The sequence below is a fragment of the Streptomyces sp. XY006 genome (assembly GCF_002237655.1).
Taxonomy (GTDB): domain Bacteria; phylum Actinomycetota; class Actinomycetes; order Streptomycetales; family Streptomycetaceae; genus Streptomyces; species Streptomyces levis.
Window position 1 is genome coordinate 500,643 of the sequence record NZ_NOKT01000001.1, and the last position, 23,851, is coordinate 524,493.

Here is a 23,851-nt window from a genome sequence, read left to right on the forward strand (position 1 = left end):
CCCCGGTGCGAGGGCGGTCCGAAGGTCGCACGAGGGGAGGAGCAGGTCAACGGCGACAATGCGCCACCGAGGGTGCAGCCCGAGCTGTGTCTCCGTCGCGTCGGCATGGGTGGTCGCCCGCAAGGTCGCAACCTCGTCATCGAGCATCTCGCCACCGAGGCGGGGCAGCGCCGGAAAGCGCGGGAGCGCGACACTCGTGTGACGGGACGGCTCCCGGACGGGTGTGCGTGGGAAGATCGATCATGCCGAAACGGCCGTCGCTCCTCGCCTCCGTCCGAGCCGGCCGGCGCGCGCTGCGTGTCACGGTGGCCGCGGCTGTCGGCTTCTACCCCGCCCTGTATCTCCTGGACCAGCCCGTCGCCGCGGTCTACGCCCTGTTCGCACCGATCGCGTTCGGCCTGCTCTCACCGGTTCCGGGATCGGGCCGGGCCCGGGCCGGCACCGTGCTGCGGGCCCTGCCGGGCGCCGCCGCGCTGACCGCGATCGGCACCGTCCTCGCCGCATCGACCTGGACGGCCGTCGCGGGGATGCTGGTCGTGAGCTTCATGCTGACGTTCGGCGCGGCCTGCGGCCCCCGGCTGTCCGGGACCGCCCCGGGCCTGCAGTTGTTCTACATCCTCGCCTGCTTCCCTCCCTACGCTCCGGACACCCTGCCCCAGCGCCTGGCCGGTGTGGCCGTCGGCATGACCGTGCTGGCGCTGGTAGAGATGACACTGCTGCCGGACCCGGCACAGCCGTCGTACAGCGGGCGGATCAGCGAGGCTCTCGATCTCGCCGCCCAAGCGGCCGACGGCCTGGTGAGGGCCGCTCCATCCGGCCTGGCCGCGCGGCTGAGGCAGACCGGCCGCGATCTGCGCTTCTCGCAGCAGCCGGCCGGTTCCCGTCCGACCGGTGCGGGCAGAACGGACCGCGCACTGGCCCAGGCGGGCTCCGCGACCCGTCGTCTGCTGGACCAGCTGGCCGCCCTGAGCGAACTGCCGGTCGTCAAGGCGGACCTCGCCTCGAACGAGTTGCTGCGTGAGATCGCGGCGGCCTGCCGGGACACGGCAGGAATACTGCGCCGGGTACGGCCCGTCGCCGGGCCGGAAGTGATCGAGGAGATGATCGACCAGTTCCTGGCCGTCCGCGGCACCCCGGGCGACCCCCGCAGCGCTGCCACACACGCCATCCTGCGGCGGCAGTCGACGGTGCTGACGATCGCGGTGTCGGCGGTGACCGTGCGCACGGCGGTGGCCCTGGCGGTCGGTGGCCGCCGACCGGTGCACGGGCTGCCCCGTGAGCAGTTCTGGTACGCCGGAACGGGAACGGTCCGCCTGTGGCTGGTCCGCGTCGCCGGACTGTTCACGCGCCGCTCCGTCACCTTCCAGAACGCCTGGCGCACCGCGCTGGGCCTCGCCCTCGCCCGTCTGGTGGCAGGCTGGCTGGACCTGGCGCACGGCTTCTGGGTCCTGCTGGCGGTGCTGACGCTGGGGCGCACCACAGCCGTCGCGACCTGGTCGGCCGTCCGGTCGGCGGCGATGGGGACGTTCACGGGCGCGTGCGCCGCCGGCTTGTTCGTCGCCGGGGCAGGGGGAGGCTCCGACCTCTACGCGTACCTGATGGCGCCGGTGATGCTGGTGGCCTTCACCGTGGGACCCCTGGAGGGGCCCGCCTGGGCACAGGGGCTGTTCACGCTGGTCGTCACCATGGCGTTCGCGCAGATCGCGCCCGTGACGTGGCAGCTGGCGGAAGTCCGACTCGTCGACGTGCTCACCGGCAGCGCGATCGGCCTGCTGTGCGGTCTGCTCGCCTGGCCCGCCGGGGCGCGTGCCGAGATCCGGCGCAGCGCACGCAAGCTACTGGTCGCCACCGCCCCACTGGTACGAGCGACCGTCAGCGCCGCTTCAGCTGGCCGCGGCGGCTCCAGCGCGGGGCACGAAGTCGCCGCACAGGCGCTGCGGCTGACCCGGCATCGGCTGCGCATCGCGGAGGGGGCCTATGCGCAGTACCGCACCGAGCTCTCCCCGCGAGCCGCCGAGGGCGGGGCGGACTGGCTCGCCGCCCTCAACTACGGGGTGAGGGTCCTCGTAGGTGCCTACTGGCTGCCGCGGATGCGTACGCAGGACGGTCTGCCGTCCGCGGCCCGGCGCTGGGTTCTGCAGGCGTCCGAGGAGGTGGAGGGGGCGGCCCGGCGAGTGGCGGACTTCCCGCCGGAGGGCCTGCACGTGCGGCTCTCTCCTCTGCCCTCCGACGTGGCGGCAGAGGTCCCGGCGCGGGTGCTGCCGCTGCTGATCGACATGGAGACCTGGCTCATCGCACTGACCACCGACCTCCAAGCGGCCACCGGCCACGGCGGCGAGGGAACCGCACCCTCGGGTCCGCACGCGGACGGCACTCGGAGGTGACGGTTTGAGGCCGGGGTCAGGAAGTGCGAGGCCAGGGAGTCACGGCCGTCCCCTACTCCGGGGATGCCCTTCTAAAACTGTCCGCTCAGTTTCTGCGAACCCCCGGGCGTAATTCGATGCGGATGCTGTCGTCGTCCTGAATGACGTAGGTGGGATCACGTTCGTGCCGCCACCCCACGGGAAGGAGGTAGTACCGCTGATCGCGTGCCACGAGCAGGCGTAGACGGCTATAGCGATAGCGATAGTGGTTGCCGGCGCCCAGGTCCTCGGCGCGAGGCGCGGCCGGTCCTGGGGCCATGCTCAAACGTTCGGTGCTGAGGACGACGACCTCCACGCGCAGCACTGATCGTTCGGCATCCCGTTGGGCATCCAGCCGCCCCAGTGAAGTGGCTGCCAGCGCAATGGCCCAGACGACGAAAAGGGCCGCGGCGGTGAGAACCACCGTCCGCCCCCAGGACGAGGATGCTCCTGGGCGAGATGGTCCGAGCTCTCCGAGGAGGAGACCGGTCGCTATGAGAACGGGACACAGCCATCCCCAGGGCTGGATGTATCGCCAAGCGGCCATCGCGGCGATACCGAGGGCCACGAACAGCATGTGCGCTCGTGCTGCAAAGCGATAGGCAGCGACCAGGCGATCAATCACGGCCGACGGTACCCTCAGGGTCACGAGCAGCTCGGGGAAGCGGGGCGTCATCACAATGACGGCAAGGACCGCGAGAGCGGGCAGCGTGGCGAGCCGCAGACTCCGCAGCACCAGTTCCAGCGGGTCCAGTCCAATGGCGAAAAGTTCGAGATGGAAGTACCCGAAGTAGGCGCTGCCGTGAATGAACCCCGCATAGAGCATGAGCGCGAAAACGATCGAACTGGCTCCCAGCAGCGAGGCGAAGTTGGGCGCTGTACTGTCCGTGGGGATACGACTCTCGGCACGTATTCGGGTTGTTCTGACCCGCTGACGTCTGGCGCTTATTCGGCGTAGCGCCCGCCTGCTTTGCGTAGATGGTCGAATGCTGCGGCGTCCGGAATTGGGGAGCCGCTGAGAACTGTTCGAGTTCCTGGCACGCACGGCGGCTCAGTAGTCGTCGGAGGGGTACCCCTCCGACTCGTCCGCCGACCGGTCGAGGAAATCGCATAGGGCCGGGCGATCCGGGTTTTCCGTCTCGTCGCACCCAGGTGGGGGACTTGCAGGCACTCCCACGGTGATTCCGGTCCCGGCCGGCTCCTCAGGGTCGCCGGTCAGAGTAGGCGGATCGGGAAGTTCACTGACTCCGGGATCTCCGCCGACCTCACCGCCGCTTTCAGTCCAGCCCTCACCTTCTCCTTCCGTTCCGGCGGATCCGGGTTCGGCAGGTCTGGGGCTTGCGTCAGTCGTTGCCGAGTCCGTCAGCCCACTCTGCCGGTCGTCAGGCTCGCTTCCGCCCGAGCATCCCGCGACACCTAAAGCAAAGGCAGTAACTACTGTCACACAGAGCCCCACGCTCTTCGACCAGGAATCGGTCATGTGTACCCCCGCTGTTCCGCGATGAGCTACACACCATAGCGCCGCACCCAAAGTCGGCATAAGAGAATTGAGAAATGGCAGCGGCTGATGCTGATCAAGTGTCGCCTGGTCTATGCATTGAGAGGACAGGGCAGAGGGCGTCGGTGTCCTGAACTCCCGGTCACGCCGATGTTACGGCGGGGACATTGTGGGCACTGCTGAACGCTGGGGCAGAAGACCCTAAGAAGCCGTCATGGTGGAGCCGTCGAAGAGCGTTACCGTCGTGGCTCTCCTGGCGGATCCGGACGCGCCGACGGAGGTCGCACGGCGCATGGCCCGGGACCTGCCCGCCCGACTCGAGAACGCGTCCGGTCGGCGCCGACGGTTCGACGTCAAGGTGGTGAGTGAGCCCTTCACGGCGGGCACTGAGGACCTGTCCACGCTGACTCGCCGGCTTTTGGACCGCGTACGCGAGGAGGATTGGGACGTCGTGGTAGCCCTCACCGACCTGCCGTTGCACACACGGGGGCGCAAGCTCGTCGTCGAACTGAGTCATGAACACGGCTTGGCGCTTCTGTCCCTCCCGTCGCTGGGAGGGCTGCGTCTTCAGAGAAGGGCCCGGCGGGCGGCCGAAGAGGCCGTCCTCAGCTTGACGGATGCGCAAGCCGCCGAGACCGAGGGGCCTGGGGACGCCGCCGAGGCCGAGAGCCCTGGCCGGCGTCGGTCACTGGGGGATTTCACCGGCCGCCTCGCGTCCGTTCACCCGGCCCCGGTCGGCGACGAGGAGGCCGCAGATCTCCGGTATGTCCTCAAGGGGCCGCGCGGTTACCTCAGGATGCTCGGCGGCATGGTCCGGGCCAACAGGCCCTGGCGCTTGGTACCAGGGCTTTCCAAGGCTCTCGCGGCCGCACTCGCCACAGGAGCGATCGCCACCGTGAACTCCACCGTCTGGGGCCTGGCCGCGGCCCTCAGCACGCCACGCCTTGTGATCGCCGCGGTCGGGTCCGTCGCACTCATGATCGGCTGGCTGGTCGTGGACGCGCACCTGTGGCATCGAAAGAAGGAGGACTCACCTGAGGCGAGGAAGCGGACAGCTCTGTACAACGCGTCGACGGTCTTGACCGTGGGCACCGGGGTGATCGTCTGCTAAGCGGGGTTGCTGGTCATCAACTTGGTGTGGGTGCTCTTCATCCTCAACGGCCAGGTGTTCGCCTCCATGACGCGAACCCCGCTGCACGCCGGGGAGTACTGGACGCTGGCCTGGTTCGTCGCCTCGGTCGCCACGGTGGGTGGCGCGCTGGGATCGGGCCTGGAGAGCGACGAGGCGATCCGGGCAGCCGCCTATTCCAAGCGTGAGCAGGAACGTCGCCGCATGCTTGACGACGACGATGACAGCTCGTGACCACATTCTGAGAGGCGCCCTCGATCGGTAGCTGTCCGTGTAGCCCTCCGTGTAACTGTCCGTGCAGCCCTCCGTGTAGCCGTCCGGTACGAAAGCCCTTGGATCGATCGCTGAAGGGTTGTTTGGTGTCGGAGGCCGACGGGGACCCGCACCGCAAGTCGCCGGAGCGCCGAGTTCCGCCTCGGCACCGACGGCCTGCACCACCGTTCCACCTCATCTGGGGGAACGGCCGCAGAGGCGTGCCGGAGCCCACGTGCCGGAGCCCACGTGCCGGAGCCACGGAGCCCGTCGTAGCACTTCCGAGCGTCAGGCTCTACGCGCCGCCTCATCATCGCCGTGCCGCGGTCATGCCGTGACACCGAGAGAAGTCATCATGAAAGCAGCGGTATACGAGGGCCCGCGTACGGTCACGGTGAAGGACGTACCGGACGCGAAGATCGAGCACCCCTGCGACATCATCGTCAAGATCACCACGACCAACATCTGCGGTTCGGACCTGCACATGTACGAGGGCCGCACCTCGTTCGAGACCGGCCGCACGCTGGGGCACGAGAACATGGGCCAGGTCGTGGAGGTCGGCTCGGCCGTGCGGAAGGTCCAGGTCGGCGAATACGTGGTTCTGCCCTTCAACATCGCCTGCGGCTTCTGTAAGCAGTGCGAGCGGGGGCTGACCAACTACTGCCTGACCATGCAGCCGGAACCGGCCCTCGCCGGGGCCGCCTACGGCTTCGCCGACATGGGCCCCTACCAGGGCGGCCAGGCAGAGCTGTTGCGTGTGCTCTACGGCGACTTCAACGCCCTGCGCCTGGGCGAGGACGCCGCCGAGCGGCAGACCGACTACGTGATGCTCGCCGACATCTTCCCCACCGGCTACCACGCCACCGAGATGGCCAACGTCAAACCGGGCGACCAGACGATCGTCTTCGGGGCCGGTCCCGTCGGGCTGATGGCGGCCTACTCCGCCGTGCTCAAGGGCGCCGGCCGCGTCTGGGTGGCCGACCACCAGCCCGACCGGCTGGCCAAGGCGGAGGAGATCGGCGCCATCCCCATCAACACCGCCGAGCAGGACCCGGCGGAGGTCGTCAAGGAAGCCACCCTCGGTCTGGGCGCCGACAACGGGTGCGAGTGCGTCGGCTACCAGGCACACGACCCCGAGGGACACGAAGACGCCAGCCTCACGCTCAACGGCCTGATCGACTCGGTCCGGTTCACGGGCCACATCGGTGTGGTGGGCGTGTTCCTGCCCCAGGACCCCGGCGGCGAAGAGGCGCAGGGCGAGTGGGAGGCACAGGGCAAGGTGCCGATCGACTTCGGGATGATGTGGTTCAAGGGCCAGCACATGGGGACCGGCCAGGCGCCGGTGAAGAAGTACAACCGGGCGCTGCGGGACCTGATCGCCGGCGAGAAGGCCACGCCGAGCTTCATCGTCTCCCACGAGCTCAGCCTGGACGAGGCCCCCACCGCCTACGAGCACTTCGACGCCCGCCACGACGGCTGGACGAAGGTGGTGCTGCATCCCGACGGCCACGGGAACGGCCACAAGTAGGAGGAAGGCCAGGGTCGTCACCCGCTCCTGCACCACACCGGGCGGGCGACGGCCGGCGTCCGGCCCCGGTTCGGCCCGGGGCCGGGCGGGCGGCCTTCCTCGTAGGCGGTCGGCTGCCTGGGTGCGGATCACGCGGACGTCCCGCCGTCGTCCGCTGCAGAGCGTCCCCCTGAAGCGGCCGGCCTTCCGCTCACCTCCCCGCACGTGAGGAACATGATGACAACAGACACCCGCTCCACCTCCCGTCTGCGACACGATCCGCTCGTACGTGGTCTCGGCTGGGCCAGTGCGGCCCTGGGCGTGCCCCAGGTCGTCGCCCCGGCGGGCTTCGCGCGGGCCCTGGGCGTGGGCGACGCCCCCCGCCACCGATCGGCCACGACAGCCGTCGGCGTGCGCGAACTGGCGGCGGCGACCGGGCTGCTGGGACGGCCGCATCCCGTCTGGCTCTGGGGTCGCGTCGGTGGCGACCTCATGGATCTGACGATGCTCGCCCGGGCCTTGAAGAACCACGACGGTCGCGGCCTCGGACGTACCGTCGCCGCGACGGCCGCGGTCACCGCCATCACGGCCACGGACGTCTACGCGGCCGTGACCCGCACTCGTAGGAGCACCCCCATGGAACTGACCGCGGCCACCACCGTCACCCGGTCACCGGACGAGGCGTACACCCTCTGGAAGGACCTGGAGCGACTGCCGGAATTCACGGTGCACCTGGACGAGGTGCTCGTGACCGGTCCGCGCACCAGCCACTGGCAGGCCAGCGCACCGTTCGGCAAGACGGTCGAATGGGACGCCGAGATCACTCAGGACGTCCCGGGCCAGATGATCGCGTGGCGGTCGGTGGACGGTGCCGACATCGACAACTCCGGCGAAGCCCGTTTCGTGCCGGCCCCCGGTGGCCAGGGTACGGAGATCCGCGTGTCCCTGCGCTACGAACTGCCCGGCGGAGCGGTGGGCAAGGCGGCGGCACGCTACTTCGGTGAGGAGCCGCACCAGCAGTTGGACGACGACCTGCGCCGCTTCAAGCAGATCGCGGACATCGGTGAGGTCGTCCGCTCCGAGGGCGCGCCCGGCGGCAAGCGGGCCCGGGGCGAGTTCCCGCAGCACCCGGCCCAGCCGCTGACCGAGGACGAACTGAAGGAGGTCCTGTCATGAAGGCCAACTGCTGGACGGGACGCAACTCCGTCGCGGTGCAGGACGTCCCCGACCCCTCGATCCTCAACAGCCGCGACGCCATCGTGAAAATCACCTCGACGGCGATCTGCGGCTCCGACCTCCACCTGGTCGACGGCTACGTGCCCACCATGCAGAAGGGCGACATCCTGGGCCACGAGTTCATGGGAGAAGTCGTCGAGGTCGGCCCCGGCATCAGCGACGGCTCACTGCGCGTCGGCGACCGGGTCGTGGTGCCCTTCCCCATCGCCTGCGGCGCTTGCGCGTCCTGTCGCGCGGAGCTGTACTCCTGCTGCGAGAACAGCAACCCCAACGCCGGCATCTCGGAGAAGATGTTCGGTCACCCGACCTGCGGCATCTACGGGTACTCCCATCTCACCGGCGGCTTCGCCGGAGGCCAGGCCGAGTACGCGCGGGTGGTGCTCGCCGACACCAACGCCCTCAAGATCGAGTCGGATCTGACCGACGAGCAGGTGCTCTTCCTGTCCGACATTCTGCCGACCGGCTACATGGGCGCCGACATGTGCGACATCAAGGAGGGCGACGTCGTCGCCGTCTGGGGTGCCGGGCCGGTCGGCCAGTTCGCCATGGACAGCGCCCGGGTCCTGGGCGCGGAGAAGGTCATCGCCATCGACAAGGAGACCTACCGCCTCGACATGGCCGCCGCCCAGGGCTACACCACCATCAACTTCGAGGACACCGACGTACGGTCCGCCCTGCTCGAACTCACCGGCGGCCGTGGCCCCGACAAGTGCATCGACGCGGTCGGCATGGAGGCCACACACGGCGCCTCCCACGTCCACCTCTACGACCGCGCCAAGCAGGCGGTCCGCTCCGAGACCGACCGGCCGCACGTCCTGCGCCAGGCCATCATGTCCTGCCGGAGCGGCGGCGTGGTCTCGGTCATCGGCGTCTACGGCGGGATGATCGACAAGTTCCCGGCGGGTGCCTGGATGAACAGGTCCCTGACCCTGCGCACCGGGCAATGCCACGTGCAGCGGTACATGCGACCGCTGCTGGGCCTGATCGAGCAGGGCAAGATCGACCCCACTCGGATCATCACCCACCGGCTGCCCCTGACGGAGGCACCGAAGGGCTACGACCTGTTCAAGAACAAGAAGGACCACTGCGAGAAGGTCGTCCTCAAGCCCTGACGGACGCGCCGCCGACTTGCGGCAGGCGTCGCTCACGCCGACGAGCCGAGACGGCCATGCGGGAAGCCGCACCGCGAGCTGCACGCCGTGACCGTCCACGGTCACCCTCGGCGCGGCGCTCGCCGCCGGCCTGAGGAACTCGGTCGTGCCTGCGTGTGCGGTGGGCAACGCGTGGTGCCGCTGCCCACCGCACGAGCATGTTGCGCCGGTTCAGCTGTAGGGGATCACCACCACGGCCTTGTCCGTGCCGGTCTGCAGCTTAGAGGTGCCGTTGCCGATGGCGCTCCAGACCTCCAGACGGACGGTGCCGCCCTTGAGATCGCCGAGGGTGCCCGTGGCGGCCTTGAGGCCGCGCGCCTGCGTGTACTCCTCCCATCCGGCAACCGGGTCGGTGGCGAAGTAGTTGTAGGTCTCGGTCCGGTCGAAGGTGCCGTCACCGGTGAGGTCGTAGCTGACACGTGCCTGCTGGCCGAGGCCGACCGTGGTGCCGGCGTCCACCTGGAGCCGGAACGTCGTTCCCGCACCCGGTGTGAGCGTCCCGTTGACTCCGCGGGCCTCGTAGACGAGGGGCTGGTACGGCGTGCCGTCGTGGTTGGCGCCGCCCCCGGAGGCGATCGTGTCGCTGCCCGAGGTCCCGCCGGTCGCCGTGGTCAGGACGCCACCGCTGCGCAACTGGAAGGTGTTTCCCGTCGGCGGGTCGGGGTCCGGGTCGGGGTCCGAGGAGCCCGAGCCCGTGCCGCTCGCGGTGGAACGGGCCGGCACGGAAAGGGTCTTGCCGTCCGAGAAGGTGACGGTGCGCGCCGATGAGCCGTGGTTGTGGGCGACGTACGTGCGGGTCGTGCCCTTGGTGAAGACGGCCGAGGTGGGCAGGTCACCGGTCACCGTGGCGTCCGGAGCGCCGACCGCGTCGAGTGTGTTGATCCAGTGGTAGGTGTGGGCCTTGGACTCGCCCTGCTCCGGGGTGTATCCGGCGTGGCCCGCGTCCCACTTCGACTTGGCCGCGGCAGGGTCGGCCAGGGACTGGAACTCCCAGAGGATGTCCCGCCATTCGACGGCCGGGCCGCCGTTCTCCCGTTCCATCTCGGCGAGGTTGCGCCGGATCGCGGCCTTCTCACCGCCGAGGTGCAGCGAACCACCCGTGACCGGCAGGACGTTGATGCCGTGGATCTCTTCCGGGTTGGCGGTCCACCAGGTGGAGTACGCCGCGCCGCTGCCCCACACCATGCCGGCCGTGTCGTGGCCGAAGGAGGACGGGAAGACCTGTTCGTCGGCGTCGAACCAGTACTGCGCGATCGACTCCGACTCGGTGGTCAGCAGGTAGGCGCCGAGGTCGCGCAGCGAGGCGTCCCCGGTCGCGGAGCCCCACAGGACGAGGGCCGCGCTGAGGTTGGTGGACTCCGAGGAGGACTCCTGGTTGTTGCCGGCGGCGAAGCCCTGGTGGCCGGAGGCCCAGCTGTGGCCCGCGTAGACGTCGAAACCGCGCAGGAAGGGGAAGGCGGTGTCGGTGCGACTGGGGTTGGCGGTGTCCCGCACGAGGGTCTTGACCATGCCGCCCCACGCGGAGTCGGCGGCCCAGCCCTGGTCGTACTGCGCGACGATCGCGGCCGCGTAGACGTAGTAGCTGTAGTGGAAGTGGTGGTCGTTGAGTTCGGTGTCGCTGCCGTACGAGGCCGGATAGCCGGTGAGGGTCTTCCAGTCCTTGTCGTAGCTGAACTCGTTCGCGCCGCCCGAGGTGAACCACTCCTGGAGCTTGCCCTTGATGAGGCCGAGCAGCCGGTCGCGGGTGCCGGTCTCGCCGATCTGCTCGGCCACCGGCACGAGTTGGGCGAGACGGCCGAGCGCCTTGCCGGTCCAGTAGGTGTCGGTGGCGCCGGAGAAGGGGTCGGAGGCGTTGACGACTTCGTTGAGGTAACCGCGCAGCCTGGCCGCGTCGACCCCGCCGGACTTGGGCAGCGCGGGCAGCACCCCGGCCGCCTTCTGGCTCGTGGTGAACGAGGCCGACTCGCGGACCTTCATGGTGCCGCGCGGGGAGACGTAGGTGTAGGAGGTCAGGGCGTCGGTGGTGTTCAGCCACTGGTGGCGGTAGAGCGCCTGCAGCGTGCCCCGCTCGGTGCCCTCCTTCGCCTCCGTGGTGAGCGTGTAGGTGGCCCTGACGGTGCCGCCGGTGTAGCTCCAGGCGACTTTGGAGTCGGTGACGAAGCTGAACGCGTACTTCTTGAACGTCGCCAGCGCGTCGGTGGACGGCAGTACGGCGACGGAGAAGTAGTCCTTGGAGCCCAGGCCGGCGGTGACGGTGGAGCCGGAGACGTTCCAGTCGCTGCCGGTCGGGGCGAAGAGGGCGTAGTGGTGTCCGGCGACGGTGATGCCGAGGACGTTGCCCTGGTCGCTGAAGACCGTGGGCGCACCGGCGGTGGTGACCTGGGCGTTGCCACCGGTGCCCTGGGCGTATACGAACGGGGAGCCGTGACCGATGGTCGTGCGCAGGGTGCGGGCACCGTCGGACCACAGGGGAGTGACCGTCCAGTCGGACCAGTTGTCGGCCTTGGTGTCCGGGGAGTTGAGGCCGCTCAGTCCGATGGTGAGGTCGCGCTTGTGGGCGTACTCGTACTGGCGGCCGTCTCCGACGATCGAGGGGGAGGTCGGGTAGCCGACGTCGAGCCCGGAGGCCGTGGCCTGGTACGTGAGGGGGTGCCCGTACATGGGCGTCGACCACGGGTTGTCGCCGTAGCGCTGGAAGGCCAGGGAGGACCACCAGTCGTTGGTGGGCACGGGCCGGTTCCGTGCGGCGGCGGTGACCTTGGGCGTGACGGGGGTTCCCGTGTTGGTGGTGGGGCCCGAGGTTCCCGACGGGCGGGAGTCGGAGTAACTGCCCGAGCCCACGGGCACGGTGGCCGCGGCCGCCGGGGTGGCGGCCGGGCCCAGACCGAAGGCGGCCAGGGCTGAGGCCGTCAGGAGTATCGCTGCCGGTCTGGTGCGTGTGCGTGTGCGCGTGCGCGTGCGCGTGCGTGGGGTTGGCATTGCGGCACCTCAAGTCTTGACAGGCGGGAGCGCTTGAGAGCGCTCTCAGATGGCCGGAACGTAAATGCCGGGTAATGCACGTGTCAATGCCTTGAACGCAGCCGGTAGTTGACGACTGACGCGTCTCTCTGTGTCTTCGCAGCGTGACGACGCGGGGCGGTGGTCGACCGGCTGGCCACCACGGCCGCCGACGGAAGCGGGGCCATGCGGTGATCGCTGCAGGGTGCGGCCACGAAGGCGCTGCCCGGAGCGGCGGTTGGCGCTCCGGGCGTCGGTGCTGTCCTGCTGCGGCGTGAGCGACCCTTCAACCGCCGCCCCGCACAGGGGGAGAGGTCAGGGTCGCCGGGGAAGGCTCGCGCAGTCGGAGGTGGCCTGCTTGCCGTTGAGCCGGTCGGTCAGCCAGCCGATGGCGTCACCCTGATCGGTGAGCAGTGGCGTGAAGTGGTTGATGAGGGCGCTGCCCAGGTCGGGCAGGGCGACGGGCTCGTAGGTCACGTCGGCGCCCTTGGCACACCAGTCGGCCGCGAGCCGGCGCGCCTGGGCGTGGGGTACGAGATTGTCGCTGGTGCCAGTGGCGACCCGGACCGGGGAGGCGGGCTTCAGGGTGCCGATGCGCTGGTCGTCCAGGAAGTCCTTCAGCGCCGGCTGGGCGTTGATGATGTCGGCGAGTGAACGGCCGTCGACGGTCCACCTGGTGCTGCGCGCCCCGTTGTAGGACAGCAGCGCGTCACCCACGCACATGGTCGACAGGTCCTTCAGGGCTGCCTTGCCCGCCGTGTTCAGGTGGGTGTCGGCGATCGGCTCCAGCGCGGGGTCGGACTGCAGGAAACCGTTCACCGACCAGCCCAGGGCACCGGCCAGTTCACTGCCGTCGATGGACTTCGTGACCTCGATCAGGTCCGCGGGCGGGGCGCCCGCGGCGGTGCCGGCGAGGGTGATGTCGGGGGCGTAGGACGGCTGGAGTTCGGCTGCCGACGCGGTGGCGCCGCCGCCCTGGCTGTAGCCGTACAGCGCCACGCGCGAGGCCGGGGTGACCGAGGTGCCGCTCAGGGAGCGCGCGGCGCGAACGGCGTCGAGGACGGCGTGGCCCTCGTCCACGCGGTTGACGTACGTGTGCAGCCGGTCGGTGGCGCCGAGGCCCGCGTAGTCGGTGACGACCACGGCGATGCCCCGGGCCAGCAGCCGGTAGATCGCCAGGTTCTCGTAACCGACCGACAGCGTCTTGCCGTTGACCAGCAGGGGGCGCTGCAGGGCGAGGGACGCGGCGCACTGGTCGCCCTGCCCCATCGTGCCCGGGGCCACGACGACCAGGGGGCGCGCTCCGTTGCCCCTCCAGGTGGCCGAGGGTTCGATGTAGGCGCCGGTGACCGCGACCGGACCACCGTTGGAATCGGTCGACTTGTACATCAGGCGGGTGGCGGTGCCGGGCAGCGGTCCGGTGAGGCCGGGCAGGCTGAGCGCGAGGGGAAGCGGTTCGCTGCGGATCAGGGCGCCGTTGGCCGCGGGCAGGTCCGCGGGTGGGGTGTAGAAGGCCGGGATGGTGACGCCGCGCGAGACGACGACGTCGGACTGCGGGGCGGCTGCGGCGGGTACGGCCGTGGCGCACAGACAGGTGGTGGTCGTGACGGCCGCGGCCAGCAGACGTGCGGAAACGGGCATGACGGATCTCCGAGGCGGTGGGGAGGCCGAGCTCTCGGCTGCGGCTCGGGCGATGACGGCCCATGAGGCAAGGGCCTGCGGTGCGGGGCCGCAGTCGTCCATCTGTCGCCCCACACCGCTGTTGGACGAAGTGTCAGCACCGTAACCGTGGTGGTGTTACCCGGGGTAGCCTCCGGTAGGTTACGGTTCGGTAAGGTGCGGTGCGACGGCTCGTCAGCGGACGAACGGCGTCAACTGCCCGCCGAGCCGGCGGGCGCCTCACATGCGGACGCGCTCCACTCACTCTCGGGCCGGTCGCCGGCAACAGCCCAGGGGGCAGCCGCGCGAAGACGCCGCTGTCCCCTGCCGTACGTCTGGGCGGATCTACGGGTTCCAGGAGCTCCAGCCCTTCAGACAGTTCACAATCCCGGCGTGGGCGTCAGCCGGTCGGCCTCTCGTTGATGAGGGAACCCGCGCTGAGCCAGCGGACGAAGGCGAAGACCCACGTGGCGAAGAGCAGGAGCAACAACGAGAGGGCGAGGAGCCAGGGGGCGGGGCGGAGCCATCCGAGGGCAAGGGCGGCGACCGCTGCCGTGACAAGGGCCGCCTGCACCGACGTGTAGGGCGGTCATGTCCAGATCCGGTGCGTCACCGCTCACCCAGGTGGGGAAACCGCCGTCCGGACCGGCGATGCCGCAGAGATACGTGCTCGCCCGGTCCAGCGCCTCGCGGTACCGGTCGGGGCCGGCGGCATGGAGGAATTCCATGCACCGGGTAGTGGTGTCGACGTCGGTCTGCCGCATCCCGGTGGCGAACGGCCAGCCCCCGTCCGGAGCCTGCCAGGCCGCCACGAGATCAGCCATCCGCGGCACGTACGGCGCCAGCGCCTGCTCGCCGGTGAAGGCCAGGCCCGCCACGGCGGTCAGCCACAGATCCTGGCTGTCCAGGAACGGCACGCCGTCGTCGGCGTTGATCGCCAGGCACAGCCGCAGCACACCGTCCTCGACGACCGGGTCATCGGGCCGGAAGGTGCGCACCGCGTGCAGGCCGAGCAGGTAAGTGGTGGCGCTGGCCTCCCACAGCACCCTGTTGCGCCCCCAGGACAGGAGCGACACCAGACGGCTCCGCTCGGCGTCGCTGACCAGGCCCGGGCGGCCGCAGGCGTGCGCGTGGACGATCCGCGCCGACAGCACGTGCACGTCGGTGAAGGTGGTGATGCCCTCTGGCCCGGCCGGGCCGGGAGCGTCGCTGTCGTGCAGCGGCGCACCGCACAGCAGGTGCAGCACCGTGCTCAGCATCACCGCCTTCAGCCGCCCCCGCCCAGCGGTGCCGCTGCCCATGCTCATGGGCAGTCCGGCGGTCCTTTCGGACGCCTGCCCGGCCATGCCTGCCGGGTCGAGGCAGGCGTCGATCAGCAGCGCATCCACGGCGCTCGCCCCGGCCCGGCGCCGTTCGAGAAAAGCGGTGAGCCGGGCCTGCTCCCCGACTTCGGCGCCCTGTTTGCGCAGCAGCGCCAGCAACAGCGCGGACTCCAGCACACGACTGCCGCACCGGTCCTCGACATGGCCGGCCGGGTCGACGCCGACGGCCAGGTGCTGCACGAGGGCAGGCATGCCCCGCTCCTCGGCACCGGCGGCATGGCCGCCGCCGGCCGGGTTGCGGTGGGTCTCCCGCTGCCACGCCAGGGAGCCCTCCCGCACCCGGCGGATCACGGCCGCCCGCTCGCCGTGCACGGCGGCCTGGTCGAAGTCGTCCATGCGCTCGGCCAGCATGACGCGGGCATGCGCCGCGGCCCTGGACCTGCTGCAGCCGTGATGCCGGGCGAGCACGCCGACGAGGTTCTCCGTGCCCTCGTCCTCCTCCCGTGCCGCGGAACGCAGATCATTGGTCCAGGCGACGATGTCGGCGGCCGCCTCGCGCAGCCCGTCCAGCCCGTCCGCGACAGGCAGCGATCGTTCCACGACGGCCAGCACGGGCAGCACAGTGATCGTGCGCCGACGCAACGCCAGGTACTCCTCCAGCCCCAGCTGCTCACCGCTCGCGCGCAGCCGCATCTCGGTGACCGTGGCATCGGCGAAGTCCCGGTACAGGGCGACGAACCGCTGCCGCCAGCCGGGCCGGGCCGCGCCCCTGGTACGCCCCCACAAGTCGGCGAGCGCACGCACCGCCGGCGCCGCCGACCTGGGGCACCGGCTGCCGTCCGCGTCCTCCAGCACACCGAGCAGCTCATCCAGCACGGCCCGGGCCTGCGTCGGCGACTGCCCGTGCCGGTCGAACCCGTCGTCGACCAGCGCGATGAAGGCACCCCACTGCGCGAGCAGCCCCAGCTCCGCCGGACTGGCCTGGGGCGCGAGCCAACCGGCCATCCGCCCGTGCCCCATCCGCGCCAGCCGCCGCATCTCCTCCTCGCCGACGACCAGAGCGTGCCGCGCGGCCCAGGACCGCACCTGACGCTCCGCCTGCACCCAGGCGGGATGACACACCCCGTCCGATGTCCCCGCCGGGCTGCCACCCGGCCGCGAAGGCTCGGCGGGAACGGCGACCAGAACCTCGCTCATCTGCGCCTGACCGCTCACGACACGCAGCCCGGCCCGAGCTGCCAGCAGGCGCCCCGCACAGCTCTCCCGCAGGTTCCGAGCCCTTCGGGGATCCTGTCGGTCCCCAGCCGGATGGCCGGGAGGGCTACCTGCTCGTACATCTCATCCTCCGTCCCGTCACACGCGGCACCTGCCGCCCACTCCAGGACACCCTGGCCTGGCACGGCCAGGCCAGGTCACAGCGGCAAACCACCCTTTGGTGCGAACCGTCCTCCGGACCGCTCCGGGGTTCTCTGGGGACCGAGCCCGTGACGGCCCGAAACGGACCGAGCCGTGACCGCCCGAAACCACGGCCGTGCCCTTCCGGCGCTCGTGATCGTTGCACCGGCCATGAGGAAGATCATCTCTTGTGGCCTGATCACCATGGCAGCGCTCTCGGCAGCCACGCCGGCCTTCGCCGCCGACGACTCGGACTTCGGCAGCGGTGTGAACGCCGCGAACAACTGGAACTTCAGCGCGGCTGCCGTATGCCTGCAGGAGGTCGCGGTCGTGCCCGTACTGGGCGACCACGCCTCCGACCACGTCAACAACTGCTCACTGGGCAATGTCCTCGACCAGGCCGTCGAGGGCGTGCAGGCGCTGGGCCGATCCTGACGCGGCCACGTCGCCCCGGACCTCGCCGCGGTGGACGTGAAGTGCATGCCCACCGCCCCCACCGCGGCAGCCGTCCGGCCTGGCGGGCGTCGGCCCGGCCTTCTGCCAGCAAGTGAGGCAGCTGCTGAAGGGAGGGCTGGGGCCGTCGGCGATCAGAGGGCTGTCGGTGGGGGGCAGGGGAACCTGGGGCGTTCGGCATGCGTCTTTCCGTTTGAGCGGGATGGCTTGCCCGACGACACCACCAACGGGGACACGTGATGAGTGACAAGGCCCGCAGGCTCTTCGACGCCCTTGATCTGAACGGCGACGGGCTCCTGACCCGTGAAGAGGTGATCAACGCCCTCCGAACGAAGGGGCCGTCGCTGGCCGCCACGGGCGTCATTCCGTCGTGGGGGGTGCAGGGCGTCGACGCGTCCTCCGCGCTGTTCGACGCCGCCGACCAGAACGGTGACGCTGCACTCACCTTCGAGGAGTTCACCGCCGTGGTCGACCGCCGGTTCGGCTGGAGCTGATCCACGAACCGAGGCCGTCTAGCGTCCAACGGACGTCCCCGAGGCTGAGCACCAGGTCGCCGTACACGAGGAGCAAGCGGTGACCGGGTACAGACAAATGAGGCGTCGTCTGCATGCGCCGGCCCACTCGGTACTGCGCGAGCGGGCCGGCGCCGTGTGTCCGCCGACCCCAACTGCCGGTCACACGCGGGCAAGTCGCTCAGGCCGCCGCCGCGACGCCCGAGAGCCGCAGACTCCGTACAACCGGCCCGCTTCCTTTCCACGCTTCCTGCTCAAGATCTGCCGCAAGTCGGTGTCCTGAACTGGTCTTTTGGGGTACTCGCCTGCGCACCGTGCCGACAGGGCGGAGCTCGTCGGCCAGGACGGGACGAGAAGAGACGGGAGGTGATCGTCGTGTCGACGATGCAGCCATCCCCTGCCGACGGCAGGGGCGGCCACAAGGGCGACGAACCGGTGGGCGAGCTGGTGCAGCGGGCGTCGCAGCAGCTGACTGAGCTGGTGCGCGGCGAGATGAAACTGGCGCAGGCGGAGATGAAGGAGAAGGGCAAGCGCTACGGCAAGGGTGGGGGACTGTTCGGCGCCGCCGGCGTCGTCGGGTTCTTGACGCTTGAGGCGCTGGTCGTCACTGCGATCGCCGCCCTGGCGGTGCCGCTGCCGGTGTGGGCCGCGGCTCTGATCGTCACCGTGGTGCTGGGCGTGATCGTCGCGGTCATGGCTCTGAGCGGCAAGAAGCAGGTTCAGCAGGGCGCCCCGCCCACCCCGGAGAAGACGATCGACAGCGTCAAGGCCGACGTGGCCGAGATCAAGGAGAGTGCACAGCGATGACCCAGCCGCACGACGAGACCACCGCTTCCCCGGCTCCCACGCCGAAGGAGCTGCGCGAACGAGTCGAGCACACGCGTCAGGAGCTGGGGCAGACGGCGGAGGCGCTGGCGGACAAGACCGACGTCAGGGCCCGGGCCCAGGACAAGGCAACCGAGGTCAAGGAACAGGCCACCGTCAAGGCCGGGGAGCTGAAGGTCAAGGTTGCCGAGACCGCGTCACGGGTGCAGGACAAGCTGCCCGAGCCGGTGAAGGACAAGGCGGCCCAGGCGGCGGGGCAGGTCCGTATGAAAGCGGCCCAGGCCGGTCAGCTGATACAGGACAAGGCACCCGAGCCGGTCCGCGCCCAGGCAGTCCAGGGCGCCCAGCTGGCGCGGGACAACCGCACCGTGCTGCTGGCAGCCGCCGGCGCCGGTGTCGCGCTGTGGCTGCTGCGCCGAAACAGGGGATGAGCCGGCTGCGGGGCTGAGTGGTTGTGCGGGGGCGGGCAGGCAACGGTGGTGTGCCTGCCCGCCCCCGGGAGCACACGCTCACGGGGGGGAAAGCGGGCCTCACGGGGTCGCTCTTGCGCCCCACTGCTGACAGCGCACCATCGCCCTCAGCTGTCACACCCGGGACACGTGACCGGCCGCGACGTCGGCGACCGTGCAGATGACGAGGGCCGTACGGCGCGCGGTGGCCTGCCTGTCGGCCGAGTGGCCGCCCGTCGGGGGCTGGTCATAGGGCGGGTATCCGGACGCCGGGTCGAAGTTACTCACGTCAAATCCCAATCTCAGGTCTTCATTACGCCTCCTACAGCGCCCCGTAACCGGCACTCGCACAACGATCCATATCGCAGATATTCCGGCACGTGCCCTGAAGGTCGCCCCACGGGGGATATTCCAGGCATCGATAGGCGCCTCTCACGGGGGAGTGACAACCTCATCGAACGCTCAGGCCCTCACGTTGACCACTTGCTGCCGGCGCCGGTAGCCCCGCATGCCCTCCTGCACACCCTCAGAGCTGGTCCCGGACCGCCGCAAAGTCGGGAAGGGAAGGAGGGGAGCGGTGATGGGCGGTTGGGGCGAGGGCGCGCCGATGGCTCCGGATCCGACGATTCCGATGGACCTGCGGAACTGGGTAGCTGTCGGGCCGGGCTCTGCATACGTTCAGCCGTATGGCTGACGACTGCTTCACGCATCCACGGCTCGCCGCGATCTACGATTCGCTCTACCCCGACCGCAGCGACCTCGATACATACCTGCACATGGCAGACGAGTTCGAGGCTGATCGAGTGCTGGATATCGGCTGCGGCACAGGAGTGTTCGCACTCCTCCTGGCCGACCGCGGCATCGAGGTCGTAGGTGTGGATCCCGCCCAGGCATCCATTGACGTCGCCCGCACCAAACCGGAAAGCGAACGAGTTCGCTGGATCTGCGGGGACGTAACAAACCTCCCGCCCCTGAAAGTTGACCTTGCGACGATGACAGCGAACGTCGCCCAGGAAATTGCTGACCCACAAGCCTGGCAGAAGACCCTACGAGCTACCCGGGAAGCACTGCGGCCTGGCGGACGTCTGATCTTCGAGACGCGCGATCCGTCCAGACGCGCCTGGGAAGAGTGGACCCGCGAGAAGTCCTACCGCGTGACCGAGCTTCCGGGCGTCGGCTCCGTCGAGAGCTGGGTTCAACTGGGGGAGGTTACCAGGCCCTTGGTGACATTCCGCTGGACGTACAAGTTCGCAGCGGACGGACAGGTCCTGACATCGGATTCGACGCTTCGCTTCCGTGAGCGGGACGAAGTCGAGAAAGACTTGGACGCGCACGGGTACGTGGTGGATGACATTCGTGATGCGCCCGACCGTCCGGGAAGGGAGTTCGTCTTCTTGGCGCGACGCCCGTGACCTTCGCAGACCAAGGTGACTCAACCTCGGAAGGCCTGAAAGGTTGTCTCATCCAGCAACCGGCCGTTGCGTCCACGTATGGGATCTTGAGGCCGCGAGAAGCTCATGGCAGGCTCATGCCGCATGATCGATGAATTCGCGAAGGCCACCCTGCACGGGAGACTGCGGCGAGACCGTACGGCCCTGCTCTGGAAGCTGGACGGCTTGTCCGAATACGATGCCCGCCGTCCTTTGACAGTGACCGGCACCAACCTCCTCGGACTGGTCAAACACATGGCCAGCGTAGAGGCCAGGTACTTCGGCGAGGTCTTCGACCGCCCTTCCCCGGAACCGCTGCCTCCGTGGCAGGACCATGACGGCAGCGATCTGTGGGCGACTGCGGATGAGTCCCGCGCTCAAATCATCGAGTCCTACCGGCGCACGTGGGAACACTCAGACGCGACGATCGACGCGCTTCCCCTCGATGCCCCCGGCCACGTGCCGTGGTGGCCGAAGCCGCATCTCAACACGAACTTGTTCGCCATCCTGGTCCACGTCCTCGGCGAGACCAACCGGCATGCCGGGCACGCCGACATCCTGCGCGAAGGCATTGATGGCCGAACCGGGATGCGGCCCGAACACGAGATGCAGATCGATGAGGAAGCCCGCGAAGCCTACTGCGCGAAGATCGAGCAGGCCGCCAGATCTGCCGCATCAATCAAGGCGTAGGAGGCTGTGCCACGTGACTTGATGTTCAAGCGGCATGATGCCGACCGTGAGTGCTGATCTGTCGAACGTGTACACGCAGGAGCTTCCTGGCCGGGCCCGAAGCGCCGGAAGGGCAAAGGGCCCTCCGCGTGCAGGAGGTGGACACCCCCTGACATCTGTCAGGACCGGCGGCACACCTGGGTTCTTACGCTACCGGTGCCTGGTCAGTGCGGCCGGATTGCACCGGCACGTGTGCGCCGAGGGGATCGCCAGCGAGGTGTCGGCGCACCGGGAGCCCAGCGAGCCGGTCACTGGCGAGGCACACGGCACATGTTGTTGAAGAGGGAGAAAAGCATTATGCGGCGCAGCACTTCACGCTCGTTGACCAAGCTCTCGACCGCAGCAGCGGCAGCCATCGTGGTGGCGGGAGGTGCGGCCGCTCCGGCCGCCGCAGCGCCGGTCCCGTCGGCGGAGCGCTCCGCGGCCCAGACTGTCAGCATTCAGGCGCAGACCGTCACGACCTGGATCAACGGGAATGTGCGCATCGGGCCGTCGACGGGCTACAGGATCGCCTACGCCGTCGCGGCCAACCAGAACCTGAGCGCCGAGTGCTGGCTCGAGGGTGGCTATGTCAACGCCAATGGCGTCCACCACAACAAGTGGGTGCTCCTCTCGGACGACAACTACATCTGGGGCGGCCTGCTCAAGGGCAACGAGGTGGGCAACGTCTCCAGGCCCTGCTTCTGACATGACGTCAGGCGTGCCCCGGTACTACAGGGCGAGCGCCGGGGCGCGGGTTGCAGAGGCTCCCGACACGGGCCCGCATCAGCCGCTGAAGGTCGGCCGTGAAGGGCTGGGGTGGGAGCGAAGCGGAAAGCGACGATGTGGCGGCGGCTGGGACGGGAGGACGAGCAGACGCCTTCGCCATTTCGTCGATCACGTCCGGGACTCGATGGTGTGAAGGCAGGCGCGTCCCGTCCTGGACTGGTTGACCTCTACAGCGCGTCGGACACGGGATTCGCGTCCCAGCCGCGTACGCGATGGACACGAGCGGTCTTCGGGTAGCGCGTGCGGGAGTCCGGCTGGGGGCCGATCTCGAAGAGGTCGATCAGCAGGAAGAGCGGATACGCCGGAGCCTGTGCCGACCGTTTCACGACGACGCCCTCACATCCGATGAGCGTCCCGGACGGCCCCCACAGGACGGTCCAGGTGTGCGGCTTCGACGCGTTCAGGGGCAGGACGACTTCCGTCATGTCGGTCGTCAGCCGCCGGTCCGAGTGCGCCTTCACCCCGCAACGGGCGCGGCTGTCCTGCTCACCGACGGCATCGGCGTCGATCTCGAAGATGCACACCTCTCCGGTGTCCTGTTCGGAGAGGTGCTCCGTCCCCACGAGCCATGCCGCGAGCATGCACCCCTGGTCCGTACTCGCACTGACCGTCACGTCCACACGTCCGGCCGTGGGTGCCCACGACAGGCTTTCCGGGGTCTGCGTGCGCACGACGAGCCCATCCGGCCGATGCCGATGCGTTCCGCGGTGCGATCCCACCGGCCCGGAGAAGACGCCGGTCTGCACGTTGGACACCCGCAGCGGAGCGTCCTCCTCGCGCCAGTCCGGCTGGTCGGCGTCGATCCGCAGCCGTAGTCCGGCGCGGTCGATGTCGTACCGGGCCCGTGACCTGTCGGGTGACGTCCAGTGCGGCAGATAGTGATCGACCCACCGATCCCGCCTGAGGTGCGGGGCGGCGAAATCGTCGTCGAAGTCAGCCGCACGGGCCGGGGGTTCGGGGAGACGCACGACATCGGCACACATGGCGCAATCCTGACAGACGACCACGCGGCCACCCTGCACACGGGCGCAACAGGCGAGCGAACCGGGCCGCGTACAGCCGCCCGACACCCATCCGGCGTTCAGAGGAAGAGGACGGCCAGTCCGGCGCCCGCCGAGCCGGACAGGTCATGGACCGCCTCCCTGCCCGCGGCGACGGCGAGGCCGCCGCGGATCCCGACTGACTGGGGTGTCGGGCACCTCCGCTGGCGGTCGGTGTCATGCCGACTGCATGCCCAGTTCCCCCTCAGCGTGATGCAGTGTCCGTGCGTCATCGGACGCGTGCCGGTTCCAGGAGGAGAGCGTCGACAGGCCTGTCCGGCGGGACATCACCGGCTAGCGGTCCAGGGCCGCTGCGCCCGCCCGCGCGTACTTCTCGTCCAAGGTGCCGGACGGAGCGCCGGCCACGCCGATACCGGCGATCGGCGCGTTGCGGTCCGTGACCTGGACGCCCCCGCCGAGGAAGAGGGTGCCGGGGATGTCCTTGAGGTTCGGCGTCTGCTGCAGGCGTCCGGACAGCTCGGAGGTGGGCGCGTTCCAGGACACGGCGGTGAACGCCTTGCGCTCCGCCGACTCGTACGACTGCGGGCCCGCGCCGTCGCCGCGGAGCGTGACGATGGTGTTGCCGTTGCGGTCGACGACGGCGACCGTGACCCGCTGATGCTCCGCCTCGGCGGCGTCGAGCGCGGCTCGCGCGGCCCGGGTGGCGGCGTCGATCGTCAGATGCGTGGAGGTGGTCGTGGCGCCCTGGGCGACGGACTGCGCCGGGCCGGCGGCTGGCACGGACTGCGCCGGGCCGGCGGCCGGTGCGGACGCGTTCGCGGACACCGTGCCGAAGGCCGCGGCGCCGACGACGGCGAGGGCGGCGGCGCCAGTGGTGATGCGGGCGCGCCTGGAGAGGTTCTTCATGCTGGTCTGCTCCTCGGGACGGGTGGGCGGCCACCGAGGTCCGGGCCGCCCGACGTGTTCCCACCCTCACCCCGCCACCTGCCCCGCTCGGTCGGTGTTCCGGCTGGTCCCGACGCGCGGAACGGACGACGGCGGTGTCATCCGATCGGTTGACCCCCACCTCGTCCCGAGCCGCGACAATGGCAGTGTTTGCGCAGTTCCGCGTGAGCGAGCGGGAGAGAAGAACGGCT

The 23,851-nt window shown here is 69.7% G+C and carries 18 protein-coding genes and 1 pseudogene; 12 read left to right on the plus strand and 7 right to left on the minus strand.

Annotated elements, in window-relative coordinates:
• Positions 1–242: 242 nt before the first annotated feature.
• A complete protein-coding gene (locus CHR28_RS02265; RefSeq protein ID WP_094051680.1) occupies positions 243–2,384 on the plus strand; it encodes an FUSC family protein in 2,142 nt (713 codons plus the stop codon).
• A gap of 85 nt (positions 2,385–2,469) precedes the next feature.
• On the opposite strand, the gene CHR28_RS02270 is transcribed toward CHR28_RS02265, so the two are convergent.
• Positions 2,470–3,228: a hypothetical protein gene (locus tag CHR28_RS02270; RefSeq protein ID WP_094051681.1), complete on the minus strand. Its 759-nt coding sequence runs from the start codon at positions 3,226–3,228 to the stop codon at positions 2,470–2,472.
• A gap of 886 nt (positions 3,229–4,114) precedes the next feature.
• Here CHR28_RS02270 and CHR28_RS02275 point away from each other — a divergent pair.
• From CHR28_RS02275 to CHR28_RS02290, 4 genes and pseudogenes are all read left to right on the plus strand, one after another.
• Positions 4,115–5,263 (plus strand): annotated as a pseudogene (locus CHR28_RS02275) (hypothetical protein).
• 373 nt (positions 5,264–5,636) lie between these two features.
• Positions 5,637–6,809 (plus strand): glutathione-independent formaldehyde dehydrogenase, encoded by a 1,173-nt coding sequence (locus CHR28_RS02280; RefSeq protein ID WP_094051682.1) that lies wholly within the window; start codon positions 5,637–5,639, stop codon positions 6,807–6,809.
• Positions 6,810–7,022: 213 nt separating this feature from the next.
• Positions 7,023–7,964, plus strand: a complete 942-nt coding sequence (locus CHR28_RS02285; protein WP_256984077.1) for an SRPBCC family protein — start codon at positions 7,023–7,025, stop codon at positions 7,962–7,964.
• On the plus strand, positions 7,961–9,136 hold the full coding sequence (locus CHR28_RS02290) for a zinc-dependent alcohol dehydrogenase (protein WP_094051684.1): 1,176 nt from the start codon (positions 7,961–7,963) through the stop codon (positions 9,134–9,136). The genes CHR28_RS02285 and CHR28_RS02290 overlap by 4 nt, the downstream gene beginning before the upstream one ends.
• A 210-nt stretch (positions 9,137–9,346) precedes the next feature.
• On the opposite strand, the gene CHR28_RS02295 is transcribed toward CHR28_RS02290, so the two are convergent.
• From CHR28_RS02295 to CHR28_RS02305, 3 genes are all read right to left on the minus strand, one after another.
• On the minus strand, positions 9,347–12,154 hold the full coding sequence (locus tag CHR28_RS02295; RefSeq protein ID WP_094051685.1) for a glycosyl hydrolase: 2,808 nt from the start codon (positions 12,152–12,154) through the stop codon (positions 9,347–9,349).
• Between the two features lie 333 nt (positions 12,155–12,487).
• Complete coding sequence (locus CHR28_RS02300; protein ID WP_094051686.1) at positions 12,488–13,813, minus strand: alpha/beta fold hydrolase; 1,326 nt, start codon at positions 13,811–13,813, stop codon at positions 12,488–12,490.
• A 398-nt stretch (positions 13,814–14,211) separates the two neighbouring features.
• Positions 14,212–16,257 carry a terpene synthase family protein gene (locus CHR28_RS02305; protein WP_094051687.1) on the minus strand — a complete coding sequence of 682 codons (2,046 nt, stop codon included), beginning with the start codon at positions 16,255–16,257 and terminating at the stop codon, positions 14,212–14,214.
• Between the two features lie 462 nt (positions 16,258–16,719).
• Here CHR28_RS02305 and CHR28_RS02310 point away from each other — a divergent pair, with 462 nt between their 5' ends.
• The 4 genes from CHR28_RS02310 to CHR28_RS02325 all read left to right on the plus strand — a co-directional run bounded on the left by CHR28_RS02310 (position 16,720) and on the right by CHR28_RS02325 (position 18,769).
• Entirely contained in the window at positions 16,720–16,983 is a 264-nt protein-coding gene (locus CHR28_RS02310; protein ID WP_094051688.1) for a hypothetical protein, read from the plus strand.
• Between the two features lie 257 nt (positions 16,984–17,240).
• Positions 17,241–17,495, plus strand: coding sequence for an EF-hand domain-containing protein (locus CHR28_RS02315; RefSeq protein WP_094051689.1), 255 nt, complete (start codon positions 17,241–17,243; stop codon positions 17,493–17,495).
• A 402-nt stretch (positions 17,496–17,897) separates the two neighbouring features.
• Positions 17,898–18,320 (plus strand): phage holin family protein, encoded by a 423-nt coding sequence (locus CHR28_RS02320; protein WP_179272293.1) that lies wholly within the window; start codon positions 17,898–17,900, stop codon positions 18,318–18,320.
• The gene (locus CHR28_RS02325; protein WP_094051690.1) at positions 18,317–18,769 is read left to right on the plus strand and encodes a DUF3618 domain-containing protein; all 453 of its coding nucleotides are present in this window, start codon (positions 18,317–18,319) and stop codon (positions 18,767–18,769) included. The genes CHR28_RS02320 and CHR28_RS02325 overlap by 4 nt, the downstream gene beginning before the upstream one ends.
• Before the next feature lie 153 nt (positions 18,770–18,922).
• On the opposite strand, the gene CHR28_RS37645 is transcribed toward CHR28_RS02325, so the two are convergent.
• Positions 18,923–19,075: a hypothetical protein gene (locus CHR28_RS37645; protein WP_179272287.1), complete on the minus strand. Its 153-nt coding sequence runs from the start codon at positions 19,073–19,075 to the stop codon at positions 18,923–18,925.
• A 398-nt stretch (positions 19,076–19,473) separates the two neighbouring features.
• On the opposite strand from CHR28_RS37645, the gene CHR28_RS02330 reads away from it, so the two are divergent.
• The 3 genes from CHR28_RS02330 (at position 19,474) to CHR28_RS02340 (ending at position 21,633) form a co-directional block, all read left to right on the plus strand.
• Positions 19,474–20,199: a class I SAM-dependent methyltransferase gene (locus tag CHR28_RS02330; protein WP_094051691.1), complete on the plus strand. Its 726-nt coding sequence runs from the start codon at positions 19,474–19,476 to the stop codon at positions 20,197–20,199.
• Positions 20,200–20,322: 123 nt separating this feature from the next.
• The gene (locus CHR28_RS02335; RefSeq protein WP_094051692.1) at positions 20,323–20,907 is read left to right on the plus strand and encodes a DinB family protein; all 585 of its coding nucleotides are present in this window, start codon (positions 20,323–20,325) and stop codon (positions 20,905–20,907) included.
• A 360-nt stretch (positions 20,908–21,267) separates the two neighbouring features.
• On the plus strand, positions 21,268–21,633 hold the full coding sequence (locus CHR28_RS02340; RefSeq protein ID WP_143655775.1) for a hypothetical protein: 366 nt from the start codon (positions 21,268–21,270) through the stop codon (positions 21,631–21,633).
• 248 nt (positions 21,634–21,881) lie between these two features.
• Here the strand turns inward: CHR28_RS02340 and CHR28_RS02345 are convergent, their stop codons facing one another.
• Positions 21,882–22,697 carry a family 16 glycosylhydrolase gene (locus tag CHR28_RS02345; RefSeq protein ID WP_179272288.1) on the minus strand — a complete coding sequence of 272 codons (816 nt, stop codon included), beginning with the start codon at positions 22,695–22,697 and terminating at the stop codon, positions 21,882–21,884.
• A 351-nt stretch (positions 22,698–23,048) separates the two neighbouring features.
• On the minus strand, positions 23,049–23,621 hold the full coding sequence (locus CHR28_RS02355; protein WP_094051695.1) for a GlcG/HbpS family heme-binding protein: 573 nt from the start codon (positions 23,619–23,621) through the stop codon (positions 23,049–23,051).
• Positions 23,622–23,851 lie beyond the last annotated feature (230 nt).